The organism is Rhodococcus sp. SB1D (assembly GCF_048573875.1).
Lineage (GTDB): Bacteria > Actinomycetota > Actinomycetes > Mycobacteriales > Mycobacteriaceae > Rhodococcus_F > Rhodococcus_F qingshengii.
Map to the genome: position 1 here is coordinate 283874 of NZ_JBMAIQ010000005.1, position 12298 is coordinate 296171.

Sequence of the window (12298 nt, forward strand, 5' to 3'; positions counted from 1 at the left end):
ACCGCTTGCAGTAACCACTCTGCATTGACCAACTAGAAAGGGCCACGCTCCGTGGTACTGCGAATATTCGGTTTATCCATCGCAATTTCGATCCTCGCGATGATCGTTGCGTTCATCTACGGCGGACCCGAGGCACTGTTCCTCGTCATCATCCTGTCGATTCTGGAAATCTCGCTTTCCTTCGACAACGCCGTCATCAACGCCACTGTTCTGCAAAGAATGAGTGAATTCTGGCAGAAGATCTTCCTCACCATCGGCGTCATCATCGCCGTCTTCGGTATGCGTCTGGTGTTCCCGCTCGTGATCGTCTGGGCTGCATCCGGTCTCGGACCCGTAGCTGCACTCGACCTCGCACTGAACCCGCCTGCGGACGACGCCGCGTACTTCGCCAACGGCGAGCCGAGCTACGAAACCATCCTCACCGACGCTCACCCGCAGATCGCTGCCTTCGGTGGCATGTTCCTGCTGATGCTCTTCCTCGGATTCATCTTCGAAGAGCGTGAGATCACCTGGCTGTCCTGGCTGGAGAAGCCGCTCGCTCGCATCGGCAAGCTCGATCAGCTCTCCGTCGTCGTGGCCGGCATCGTCCTGGTTCTCAGTGGTTCTTTCCTCGCTGCTGACGACAAGGTCTCCACCGTCATGATCTCGGGCGTTCTGGGCATGATCACCTACATCGCGGTCAACGGATTGGGTGAACTGTTCAATCTGCCGGAAGAAGGCGAAGAGGAAGAAACCGCCAAGTCCGGCGGCCCCACGCAGCTCGCGAAAGCGACCGGTAAGGCCGGCTTCTTCCTGTTCCTCTACCTCGAGGTCCTCGACGCGTCCTTCTCCTTCGACGGCGTCATCGGCGCATTCGCCATCACAGCAGACCCGATCATCATCGCCCTCGGCCTCGGCTTCGTCGGCGCGATGTTCGTCCGTTCCATCACGGTCTTCCTGGTCCGCAAGGGCACGCTCTCCGATTACGTCTACCTCGAGCACGGTGCGCACTGGGCCATCGGCGCTCTGGCCGTCATCTTGATGGTGTCCATCGGCGTTCACATCAACGAGATCATCACCGGCCTGGTCGGTGTCTTCTTGATCGGCGCTGCTTTCATCAGCAGCCTCATTCGCAACAAGCGAATCGCGAACGCAGATCCGAAGTTGGACGAGAACACTCCGGCAACTGTCTGACGTTCTTTTTCGAAACGCCCGCGACCAATTGGTTGCGGGCGTTTTGTTTGTTATGCCTGAATTGAAACGCTCTGCATTCACAACCGCGCGCCAATTGTTCAGCCGCGCGCCAAATTCAGCCTGCGGGTGAACAATTGGCCTGCGGGTGCGAAGAACCTATTCGTAAGGGAAACAATGAACGAGATAGTCATAGAGCGCGCAACGGACGAGGACGCCGCGGAAATCCTTGTTCTACAACGCTGTTGCTGGGTTTCGGAAGCAATCTCCAACAACAGCATGGACATACCCCCGCTCCACGAGGACCTACCCACGGTCCGAGCCTGGGTTCAGGAGTCGACTGTCTGGACCGCACGACGCGGCGGCCGGCTCGTCGGGGCCGTGCGAGGAACCGCGGACGGAACCGCATGGCAGATCGGTCGCCTCATGGTGGCACCGGACTTGGCGGGCAACGGCCTCGGCCGACGCCTCTTGCAGCACGTGGAACAGAACGCTCCGGAGCACATCACACGTTTCGAGCTGTTCACCGGAAGCAGGAGCCTGCGGAACATTCGCCTGTACACCCGAGCGGGCTACTCCCAATTGCCGCCGGACCCCAGCCACATCCCCGGAGTCGTCTACCTGTCCAAGCCGAACGCCATCAACTCCGACTGAACGGCGATACTGACTTCTGTGGTGAACATTCGCGTCGCAGCGCAGACAGACTTGCCGTTCTTACGTGAGCACGACTCGCACGTCGCTGCCGAGGAACTCGCGTCAGTGGTCCAACGCGGCCGGATACTCATCGCCGAGGACAACGGTAATCCAATCGGATGGCTGCGCTGGGGCTTGTTCTGGGACGAGATTCCGTTCATGAACATGCTGACCGTCCTGTCTTCGAACCGCGGCCAAGGCATCGGGCGCGCTTTGGTCACAGATTGGGAAAAACGCATGAGCCGCGCGGGACACTCGCAGGTCCTCACCTCCACACTCGCCGACGAATCAGCCCAGAACTTCTATCGCGCAATGGGATACACCGACGCGGGAGTTCTTTTACTCCCAGGCGAGTCCTCCGAAATCTTCCTACGTCGAGACCTCGATACGACGACCGATCTGACTGATCCCCACATTACCCACGAGTAATATATGGTGGTCGTCACACCACGATCTCAGGGTGGGGCGTGGCACACAATGTGGAGGACGAGTATGTCGTCAAGGGTCTTATCTCGCGCAGTTGTCGGAGTACTCGCGCTTGCACTGACAGGCGTCGGCGCACCGGTAGCGCTCGCGCAGCCAGTCCTTGCCAAGTCCCCCGATGACGGTTTCTACAGCTACGACGGCGCGGCACCCCTCTCGTCGTACGCCCCGGGTGCGGTACTCGAGACTCGCACCGTGCCGTACACCGTGCTCAACATCCCGACCCCGATACAGGCAGTCCAGGTTCTCTACCGATCAACCGACGCCCTGGGACAGCCGTCCGCCAACGTCACCTCGATCCTGCGCCCGGCCAACGCCCAACCGAACAAAGTTGTTTCGTACCAGTCCTTTTACGATTCGCTGAACCCCGACGACAGCCCGTCGCGAGCCATCGCGGGTAACACCCCGATCGGCGACTGGACTCCCAGCGGACGCAACTTCAACATCGGCGGTACCTTCACGTCCATCGAGGCAGCCCTGTTCGGGCCGCTCTTCGCATTGGGCTACACGATCGTCGTCCCGGACACCGAGGGGCCGGATGCAAACTTCGCTGCCGGACCCGAATACGGGATGATGACGCTCGACGCTCTGCGTGCCGCCCGCGATGTCCCGGAAACCGGAATCACCGACGACGCAGAGATCGCGCTGATGGGTTACTCCGGCGGAGCGATCGCCACCAACTGGGCTTCGATACTCGCTCCCGCATATGCACCGGAGATCAACGACAACTTGATCGGTGCCGCGCAGGGAGGCGTGCTGGTCAATCCGGCCAACAACCTTCGCTACGCGAGCGGAAGCATCGGGTGGGGCGGCGTGGTCGGCATGGCAGTCGTCGGCGTTGCGCGTTCGTACGACATCGATTTCGGGAAGTATCTCAGCGACCGTGGACGCGACGTCATGGCTCGACTCGAAGACGCGTCCATCGGCAATGTGCTGGCACAGTATCCCGGACTGACCTGGCAGGATCTGGTCAAACCCGAGTACGCCGATCCCAATACGGTTCCCGAGTACGTCGATGTCGTGAACAAGATCAACATGGGCACCGCGGCGACACCGACCATTCCGATGTTCATCGCGCAGGCGGCCAACGGCACCATCGAGGGCACCCAACCCGGCGGCCCCGGTGTCGGAGCGGGAGACGGCGTGATGATCACGGGCGACGTCCGCACCCTCGCACGCAAGTACTGCGACGCCGGCCTGGCGATTCAGTACGACCAGTACGACACCATCAGCCACTTCCTCGGCGCCATGCTCTGGCTCCCCGGTGCGCTCGCCTGGGTCGACGACCGCTTGAACGGCAAGCCTGCACCGTCCAACTGCGCGAACATTGCACTGGGGAACTCACTTGCGCCGCAAGAACATGCGCGCTGACTGACAGCGAGCCTGAATCTACTTCGACGGTTCCACCTCCCACCGAACGTGAGTCACCAACGGTTCCAGGCTAAGTCGGCTGACGGCGGATTCCAGGAGTCCGTCGTCACGCTCCGCGGCAGCCAGTTCGGCCACCACCCGCACGCGGTCGCTGTCCGGGATGTCGAAGGACTGCACTGACCGGAGCTGAAACTCGGGCCTCGAAATGGACTGCACGGTAAGACCTCTGATGTGAGCTTCGGCGTCGCCGTGACAGGTCACCTCGAAGGTGTAGTCCGCGGGCGGTTCTTCGCGTCCGGTTCGGGCAGGCTGGTGATCCATCATCCGACCCAACGGCCTCAACAGCGTGTTCGCCAACATGATTGCGCCGGCCCCGAACACCGCGACCCAGTACATTCCGCCTCCGGCCAGTGCGCCGACGGCGGCCGTGGCCCACAGAGTGGCGGCAGTGTTCAGGCCGGTGACCGACGCACCCTGCTTCATGATCACTCCAGCACCGAGGAAACCGATCCCCGAGACGATCTGCGCTGCGACGCGCGTCGGATCGGCGTCCGGGCCCTGAAACCCGTACGCGCCCATGATGACGAAGAGCGTCGCACCCAAGCTCACCAACGCGTTGGTTCGCAGACCCGCCATCCTTGCGCGCCATTGCCTTTCGATCCCGACGGCAGCGCCGAGGACGAGCCCGAGCGCTATCCGCACAAGGATGACGTGGATTTCCACGGTGAACTCCTAGAGCCAGGTCGCGAATCGACGAATGAACATTCCCTTGGCCACCTGCGTGACGACGCAGTATGCCCCGAGGGTGAGGACCAGCCACGGGAAGTAGTTCCACGGCAGTGAAACCAACCCGAGGGAATGACCCCAGGACGTGAACGGGAACACCAGCGCGAAGACGCAGGCAGCGCCCGTGCTGAGCAGTACCGGCAGCGATGCACGCGACTGGATGAACGGGATCTTGCGGGTGCGGATCATGTGAACGATCAGCGTCTGCGAGATCAATGACTCGATGAACCAACCCGATTGGAACAGCGCTGCATGCTCGGGAGAGTTGGCGGCGAACACGAACCACATCAGCGCGAACGTCGAGATGTCGAAGATCGAACTGATCGGGCCGATGAACACCATGAACCGGCGAAGGCTCTTGGTCTCCCACTTGCGGGGCTTCGCGAGGAAGTCGTCGTCGACACGGTCCCACGGGATCGTGAGCATCGAGAGATCGTAGATCAGGTTCTGCAACAACAGAACTACGGGAATCATGGGGATGAACGGCAGCAGGGCACTGGCGACGAGCACCGAGAAGACGTTCCCGAAGTTCGACGACGCAGTCATCTTGATGTACTTCTGGATGTTTCCGAAGGTACGACGCCCTTCGATGACTCCTTGTTCGAGTACACCGAGGTCCTTCTCCAGCAAGATGATGTCCGCGGATTCGCGGGCGATGTCCGCCGCTGTGTCAACGGAGATGCCGACGTCCGCAGCCCGCAGTGCGGGTGCGTCGTTGACACCGTCACCGAGGAAACCAACCGTGTGGCCGACCCGGCGCAGCGATTCGACAATGCGTGCCTTCTGCATCGGATCCGTCTTCGCGAATACGGTTGTCCGCTGCACCAACTCGTCGAGGGCGTCGTCGCTCAACGCTTCGATCTCAGCGCCGGAGACCACGGTCCCCACGTCGATACCGACTTTGCCGCAGACGGTTTCGGCGACCAGTTCGTTGTCACCCGTCACTACCTTGACCGCGACTCCGTGGCTCGCGAGGGCTTCGATCGCCCCGGCCGCAGATTCCTTCGGCGGGTCGAGGAATGCCAGCAGACCGACCAGGGTCATGCCCTCTTCGTCGGCCGTCGAGTACTCGCGGCGCTGCTCTTCGACGACTGTCTTGGTTGCCACCGCAAGCACTCGCTTGCCTTGACCGTTCAGCTCCGCGACCAGACGGTCGACTCGGGCCAGCCATCCCGGTGTCAATTGGTGGGTCACCCCGTCCAGTTCCACCGATTCACAGACCGAAAGGAGCTCTTCCACTGCACCTTTGGTTACGATCAGATCGGCGTCTCCGTGGTCGACCACCACGGAGAGTCGACGGCGCTTGAAGTCGAAGGGAATCTCGTCCACCAACCCGTGCCGACGCGAGATCTCCTCGACCACTTCGGGACCGGCGGCCTCGATCACCGCGTCGTCGAGAAGACTGCGCAATCCGGTCTGATTCACGGAATTGACCGCCGCTAGCCGCAATACGTCCTCGGACTTACGTCCGGCAGTATCGAGATGCTCACCGAGAACGATGCGGTCCTCGGTGAGAGTTCCGGTCTTGTCCGTGCACAGAACGTCCATGGCACCGAAGTTCTGAATCGCGTTGATCTGCTTGACGATCACCTTCTTGCGCGACATGTGGAGCGCACCCTTGGCCAGGTTCGCCGTCACGATGAGCGGCAACATTTCCGGAGTCAACCCCACGGCGGTGGCGACGCCGAAGAGTAGTGCTTGGCTCCAGTCCTTGGTCAGTCCGTTGATGATGAACACCGCGGGAACCATGATCAGCATGAACTTGATCAGCAGATAGCTGACGCTGCGCACCCCGACGTCGAAGCTGGTTTCGGGTCGCTTGGACGCCAATTGTGCTGTCATGGCACCGAAGTAGGTCCGCTTGCCGGTGTGTACCGCAACGGCGGTGCCACTGCCCGACACGACGGAAGTACCCATGAACCCGATGTTCTCGGCTTCGAGCAGCCGATCGACGTCGATCCCCGACGACGGGTCCGCCGACTTCTCGGCCGGCATCGATTCACCGCTGAGCATGGACTGATTGACCTGTAGATCCTTGGCCCGGATGATGCGGACATCGGCCGGGATCATGTCGCCGGCGGCAAGCTGGACTACATCCCCCGGCAGTAACTGCTCGATCGGAATCTCAGCCGTGACCACGGTGTTGTTGATCTTGCGGGTGGCCGCGACGGTCGTCGTAACCATCGCCTTGAGCGCCTCGGCGGCGCGACTCGAACGGTATTCCTGCCAGAACCTCAGTGAGACACTGACAAAGATCATCAACCCGAGAGTGATGATGCCCTCGTAGGAAGGACCGTCCTCGGGGTCCGCCCAGACCACGTCGGTCCCGACCATGATCAGGGCGAGGAATACCAGGATCAGGATGAACGGGTTCTTGAAGGCTTCCGCGAACTGCACGATTGCCGGCGCCGGGCGGTCGTGGCGGACATCGTTGCGCCCGTATTGCCGACGAAGATCGTCGATCTGATCGTCACGAAGGCCGTTGGCCGTCGTGGTCAGATCCGCGAGAACGGTGCGCGTGTCCGAGGCCGAGAAGTCGACCAATTCCTGTGCGCTTTCCTTTGCCAGGACTGTTGAATGTGTTTGTTGTGCACTGTTTCTCGTGGGCCGTGGCCGCAATGCGAGAACGGAAAATGACATGACGAATCTCCTCGGCTGCCCGAACACGCCGGACCATGCCAGTGCATGAGGGCAGCAGAATGCGCTGAGCGACAATGGAAGTCGTCAGCGGTCGCGGCAAAGCCGCGCAGATGAAGCCGAGGATGCAAAGAGTCAGTGACTGAAGAGCAAAAGACCGGGGTGAGCATCGTCGGCAAGAACAGAAGGATGGGTCGAATATCGACTCGGCGGGTCGTCCACGATGGTCACCTCCTGAAAGTTCGGGGCGTCCGATGACGCCACACAAGTACATGCGCACAGCACACGCCAGGAGAACCGAATATCGACGTACTCTCGCCTTCGCCGGAAGAAACCGGCATCAAGCTGCGAAAACACCTCCACGTCCGAGTTTTGGCACTGCACGACGTGTCCCGATCAAGAACGGGAAGCCACTTTGGATCACCCCTTAAGCCGGGGAGATCTGTCCTAACCTTGGGCGTCTCTCGACGTCGTGAGATCAGTGGCCTGTGTTCGTGCAGAAGCCTCACCTAACGAGGTACTGCACCCAGAGGGTAGTTCTCAAATCTGTTGCCTGTCAACCGAGCAACTCAGACGGCGGACAATCCTGCACGTGCGACGGCGCCGGCGAAGAGTGCCGTCACGGCGGCACCCATGACACTCTGATCAACCTCTTCCGGATCCACGGAGTGTTCGAGAACGAGCCCGGATATCAACGCCATCAACGAGATTGCGGTTGTCCGCACGTCAAAGGAATCGTCCACTCCCCATTCACGGGCACGTTCGCCGATCAACTCCACGAGTTGGCTGCGCAAGTGGCGACGCTCACGTAAGTACGCCTGAGCGATCTGCGGATCACGCCCGGCGAGCACTCCGAATTCGAGGACGAGAAGCGACCACCCCGGGTCGTCGACCATCCACGTTGCAATGGCCTCGCCACCTTTGCCCGCCGCGTCGGCGGGGTTCATCCCGGCGATCTCGGCGAGCACCCGGCCGGCCAGTTCGAGAGACCGTTGCGCGAACAGTTCGGCGAACAGATCTTGTTTCGACTCGAAGTTGGAGTAGACAGCCCCCTTGGTGAAGCCCGCTCGGCGAGCAACTTCAGTGAGACGTGCAGCACTGAATCCGCGCTCCGCAAACTCTTCCGCCGCAGCGTCGAGCAGTCTTTGCCGCACCACGTCACGTCCGGGGCGGGTTACCGGAGTCCAGTCCGGTTGACGAGATTCAGTCACGATACCTAGAGTATTCAATACCTCGGGTATTGACAAGCTCTTTACTTTCGACAAGATCAGGACTCTTTCGTGACCACTACGCATCCGGCACACGCCGCACCAGACAACAGCTCCACCCACGACGAACACCACCACGACAATCTGCTCGTGAAGTACGGCGCACCCAAGGTGATGGCCGCGTTGTTCGTCGGCGTGCTCCTGCTGCAGATGGGCTTCATCCTCAGCTACGTCGCCGCCTTCCATCAGCCGACTCCGCGAGACATCGAAATCGCGGTCATCGCCGATCAGGGCACACCCGACGGCATGGATCAGCAGATCGCCGACAAACTCAACGCCATCGACGGCAGCCCGCTCGACGCTCAGGTGGTCGACAGCACGGCGACCGCTCGCCGCATGATCAACGACCGAGAGATCCAGGGCGCGTTTGTCATCAACCCGGCCGGGCCGGACACCCTGATCACCGCGAGCGCGGGCGGCAGCTCTATCGCGACGTCACTCGAAGCGGTGTTCACGAAGGTCGAGGCGACACAGGACCGACAGTTCGTCGTCCGCGACGAGATCCCCGTCGGAGCCCACGACAACCGCGGCCTCTCGGGCTTCTACCTCTCGGTCGGCTGGGTCGTCGGCGGCTATCTCCTCGCGGCAGCCATCGGACTGTTCATCGGTGCGCCGAAGACTCTCCGCCAGGCAAGCGCACACACGGGCGTGATCGCGATCTACTCGATCATCTCGGGAGCTCTCGGCGCCCTCATTACCTCACACGTACTCGGAACTTTCGCGGGCCACTGGTTCCCGCTGTGGATCCTGGGAACAGCCGTGGTGTTCGGCACCGCCATGTTCACACTCGGATTGCGCGCTGCCATCGGCGTTCTGGCAGTCCCGCTGGCTATCGCCGTCTTCGTGATTCTCGGCAATCCCAGTGCGGGAGGCGCATTCGGCTCCAACGTGATTCCCTCGTTCTATGCCGCCATCGGCCGATGGATCACACCTGGCGCCGGCACCGAAGGCGTGCGGAGCATCGTCTACTTCAACAACGTCGGCGTCGGCCAGCCTGCTCTGACGCTTTTCCTGTACGCACTGATCGGTGCGGTCATGCTGTTCGGCTTTACGATCCGTCGCAACCGAAAGTCCACCGACACGACGCCGACTCCAGCTGTGGCGAACGCCGACTAGTCCTAGTCTGAACTCATGACGAGCCTCCTCCACCCCAACGCCTCGCACGTCGCCGAAACACTGATCTCACGGGGTCACCACGGCGTCATCGTCACGCAGCCCGAAGCCACGCACACCGCGGCCGAGGCAGCGGCGGCCGTCGGGGTGGAGGTAGGCGCGATCACCAAGTCACTGGTGTTCCTTCTCGACGACGATCCGGTCCTGCTGCTGGTCTCCGGCGCGCATCAGGTGAATCTGAAGGCCACCGGCGAACGCCTCGAAGGCAAGCTCACGCGGGCGCCGCTGGAGATGGCGAAGTCCGCGACGGGCCAGCCGATCGGTGGGGTCGCTCCGCTCGGGCATCCCACCAACCTGCCGACGTACGTCGATACCGCCCTCGAGCAGTACCCCGAGTTGTGGGCAGCCGCCGGGCACCCCAACACGGTCTTTCGCACGACGTACTCCGAACTCCTCCGAATCACCGCCGGCCTCGCCGTCGACATGGACTGAAGCACTTCAGCCAACCCGGTCCGAAACCACTCAGACGTGCGTCCACCTATAGTTGGACGCACCATGTGCACTGCAACCAGGACCCCGGCCGGCAACCACTGGCGTCGACGGCACGTAGATCTGTGCCGCACCGACGCATGTCTGTGTATGCCGAGCGCAGTCACCTCGACCACACCGCACACCTCGAGTTCCAGCCGGAGAGTTCCCGTTGTCTGACAAGCCGAATGCCGTTTCCAGCCACACCACCCCCGACGTCCCCGAAGTAGCAGCGACGCCCGAGTTGTCCACCGGCATCTGCGCCGGTGACTACCGCGCTGCGCTTCGCCGCCACCCCGCCGGTGTCACCGTCGTGACCCTCGATTCGGGTACCGGCCCGGTGGGTTTCACCGCCACTTCGTTCTCGTCCGTCTCCCTCGAGCCGCCGCTCGTCTCGTTCAACATCGCGGAGACGTCGTCGAGCATCAATGCGCTCAAGGCAGCCGAGTCCTTGGTGATCCACCTTCTCGGCGAACATCAGCAGCATCTGGCCCAGCGCTTTGCGCGTAGTGCCGATCAGCGTTTTGCAGACGAGTCACTGTGGGCAGTGCTCGACACCGGGGAGCCGGTGCTGCACGGCACCCCCAGCTGGATGCGCGTCAAGGTCGACCAGTTGATCCCTGTCGGCGACCACACGCTGGTCATCGGACTCGTCACGCGGGTTCACGCCGAAGAAGACGACGAATCCGCTGCCGCGCCGCTGCTCTACCACGAGGGCAAGTACTACCGCCCGACTCCGTTGGGTCAATAGACAACTGTGCGCCTTTATTAACCGCCCGCGGTTAATAAAGGCGCACAGCAAGTTAGAGCGCTACGTACTTGGTATCGAGATACTCGTCGATACCCTCGGTTCCGCCTTCACGGCCGAAGCCCGATTCCTTCACGCCACCGAACGGCGCGGCAGCATCGGAGATCGCGCCGCGATTGACGCCCACCATGCCGGTGTCCAGCTTGGCCGAGACGCGCATCGCACGGTCGATGTCGCGGGTGTAGAAGTACGCCACGAGACCGTACTCGGTGTTGTTCGCAGCCGCGATCGCTTCGTCTTCGGTGTCGAAACCGACCACTGCCGCAACGGGTCCGAAGATCTCTTCCTTCAGCAGGCGCGCGTCGGCGGGCACCCGGTCGAGGACCGTCGGGGTGAAGAAGAACCCGGGGCCTTCGGGCGCCGATCCACCGGTGCGAACGCGAGCGCCCTTGGACACCGCGTCGTCGACGAGTCCGGTGACGGTTGCGAGCTGCTTGGTGTTGATCAGCGGTCCGATGTTGGTGCCCTCGGCGTCACCGGCGCCCACCTTCAAGGCCGCAACCTTGGCGGTGAACTTGTCGGTGAACTCTTCGCGCACCGAGTTGGCGACGTAGATGCGGTTGGCCGCGGTGCAGGCCTCGCCGCCGTTACGCATCTTCGCGAGCATTGCGCCGTCGACAGCTGCGTCGATGTCGGCGTCGTCGAAGACGATGAACGGCGCATTGCCACCGAGTTCCATCGACGTGCGGAGCAGCTTGTCAGCAGCATTGCGCACCAACAACTTTCCGACGCCAGTGGAGCCGGTGAAGGTGACCTTGCGCAGACGCGCATCTTCCATCAGCGGTCCACTGATGGAGGCCGCGTCGGACGTCGGGAGGATCGAGAGCACACCGTCGGGCAGACCGGCATCGGCGAACACCTGACCGAGGAGCTGCATGGTCAGCGGCGTGTCCTCGGCGGGCTTGACGATGATGGTGCAACCGGCAGCCAGCGCCGGTCCGATCTTGCGTGTGCCCATGGCGAGCGGGAAGTTCCACGGGGTGATCGCGAGGACCGGTCCGACGGCTTCCTTGGTGACCAGGATGCGACCGTTGCCGGCCGGAGCCTGCGTGAAACGTCCGCCGATGCGTACTGCTTCCTCGCTGAACCAGCGCAGGAATTCGCCGCCGTAGTTGACCTCACCGCGGCTCTCTGCCAACGACTTACCCATTTCCAGGGTCATCATCAGCGCGAAGTCCTCGGCGCGGGCGTGCAGCAATTCGAAGGCGGTGCGCAGAATCTCGCCGCGTACACGTGCCGGAGTGGCCGCCCAGTCTTCCTGCGCCGCAGCGGCGAGGTCGAGCGCACGGATACCGTCGGCAGCGGTGGCGTCGGCTACCTGGGCGAGTTCCTCACCCGTTGCCGGGTTGTAGACCGCAAAGGTCTTCTCGGCCGGGACGAGCTTGCCGCCGAGCCAGAGACCCTTGGGTACCGAGTCGAGAAGATCCGAGACGTTGGACAT

The 12298-nt window shown here is 62.1% G+C and carries 11 protein-coding genes and 1 riboswitch; of the genes, 7 read left to right on the forward strand and 4 right to left on the reverse strand.

Features of this window, described 5'->3' with window-relative positions; all coding sequences use genetic code 11:
- Positions 1 to 51: 51 nt before the first annotated feature.
- The 4 genes from ACN50D_RS14580 (at position 52) to ACN50D_RS14595 (ending at position 3717) form a co-directional block, all read left to right on the forward strand.
- Positions 52 to 1173: a DUF475 domain-containing protein gene (locus ACN50D_RS14580; RefSeq protein ID WP_003941145.1), complete on the forward strand. Its 1122-nt coding sequence runs from the start codon at positions 52 to 54 to the stop codon at positions 1171 to 1173.
- A 174-nt stretch (positions 1174 to 1347) separates the two neighbouring features.
- Positions 1348 to 1824, forward strand: a complete 477-nt coding sequence (locus tag ACN50D_RS14585; RefSeq protein WP_042922718.1) for a GNAT family N-acetyltransferase — start codon at positions 1348 to 1350, stop codon at positions 1822 to 1824.
- Positions 1825 to 1842: 18 nt separating this feature from the next.
- Entirely contained in the window at positions 1843 to 2292 is a 450-nt protein-coding gene (locus ACN50D_RS14590) for a GNAT family N-acetyltransferase (protein WP_007727049.1), read from the forward strand.
- Positions 2293 to 2355: 63 nt separating this feature from the next.
- Positions 2356 to 3717, forward strand: coding sequence for a lipase family protein (locus tag ACN50D_RS14595; RefSeq protein WP_211921374.1), 1362 nt, complete (start codon positions 2356 to 2358; stop codon positions 3715 to 3717).
- 18 nt (positions 3718 to 3735) lie between these two features.
- On the opposite strand, the gene ACN50D_RS14600 is transcribed toward ACN50D_RS14595, so the two are convergent.
- From ACN50D_RS14600 to ACN50D_RS14610, 3 genes are all read right to left on the reverse strand, one after another.
- The gene (locus ACN50D_RS14600) at positions 3736 to 4440 is read right to left on the reverse strand and encodes an MgtC/SapB family protein (protein ID WP_003941187.1); all 705 of its coding nucleotides are present in this window, start codon (positions 4438 to 4440) and stop codon (positions 3736 to 3738) included.
- Between the two features lie 9 nt (positions 4441 to 4449).
- A complete protein-coding gene (mgtA, locus tag ACN50D_RS14605; RefSeq protein ID WP_064111423.1) occupies positions 4450 to 7143 on the reverse strand; it encodes a magnesium-translocating P-type ATPase in 2694 nt (897 codons plus the stop codon).
- Between the two features lie 347 nt (positions 7144 to 7490).
- A riboswitch (M-box (ykoK) riboswitch) is annotated at positions 7491 to 7664 on the reverse strand.
- A 45-nt stretch (positions 7665 to 7709) separates the two neighbouring features.
- Positions 7710 to 8294, reverse strand: a complete 585-nt coding sequence (locus ACN50D_RS14610) for a TetR/AcrR family transcriptional regulator (RefSeq protein WP_039972784.1) — start codon at positions 8292 to 8294, stop codon at positions 7710 to 7712.
- A 126-nt stretch (positions 8295 to 8420) separates the two neighbouring features.
- On the opposite strand from ACN50D_RS14610, the gene ACN50D_RS14615 reads away from it, so the two are divergent.
- From ACN50D_RS14615 to dszD, 3 genes are all read left to right on the forward strand, one after another.
- Positions 8421 to 9524: a membrane protein gene (locus ACN50D_RS14615; RefSeq protein ID WP_003941129.1), complete on the forward strand. Its 1104-nt coding sequence runs from the start codon at positions 8421 to 8423 to the stop codon at positions 9522 to 9524.
- A gap of 15 nt (positions 9525 to 9539) precedes the next feature.
- On the forward strand, positions 9540 to 10013 hold the full coding sequence (locus tag ACN50D_RS14620; protein ID WP_065351875.1) for a YbaK/EbsC family protein: 474 nt from the start codon (positions 9540 to 9542) through the stop codon (positions 10011 to 10013).
- Between the two features lie 208 nt (positions 10014 to 10221).
- Positions 10222 to 10800 carry an NADH:FMN oxidoreductase DszD gene (dszD, locus tag ACN50D_RS14625; protein WP_003941189.1) on the forward strand — a complete coding sequence of 193 codons (579 nt, stop codon included), beginning with the start codon at positions 10222 to 10224 and terminating at the stop codon, positions 10798 to 10800.
- Positions 10801 to 10852: 52 nt separating this feature from the next.
- On the opposite strand, the gene ACN50D_RS14630 is transcribed toward dszD, so the two are convergent.
- Positions 10853 to 12298, reverse strand: a complete 1446-nt coding sequence (locus tag ACN50D_RS14630) for an NAD-dependent succinate-semialdehyde dehydrogenase (protein ID WP_211921372.1) — start codon at positions 12296 to 12298, stop codon at positions 10853 to 10855.

Coding starts and splice junctions, on each gene's coding strand:
- ACN50D_RS14585 (WP_042922718.1), top strand. CDS start 1,348: ATGAACGAGATAGTCATAGAGCGCGCAACGGACGAGGACGCCGCGGAA.
- ACN50D_RS14630 (WP_211921372.1), bottom strand. CDS start 12,298: ATGTCCAACGTCTCGGATCTTCTCGACTCGGTACCCAAGGGTCTCTGG.
- mgtA (WP_064111423.1), bottom strand. CDS start 7,143: ATGTCATTTTCCGTTCTCGCATTGCGGCCACGGCCCACGAGAAACAGT.
- ACN50D_RS14595 (WP_211921374.1), top strand. CDS start 2,356: ATGTCGTCAAGGGTCTTATCTCGCGCAGTTGTCGGAGTACTCGCGCTT.
- ACN50D_RS14620 (WP_065351875.1), top strand. CDS start 9,540: ATGACGAGCCTCCTCCACCCCAACGCCTCGCACGTCGCCGAAACACTG.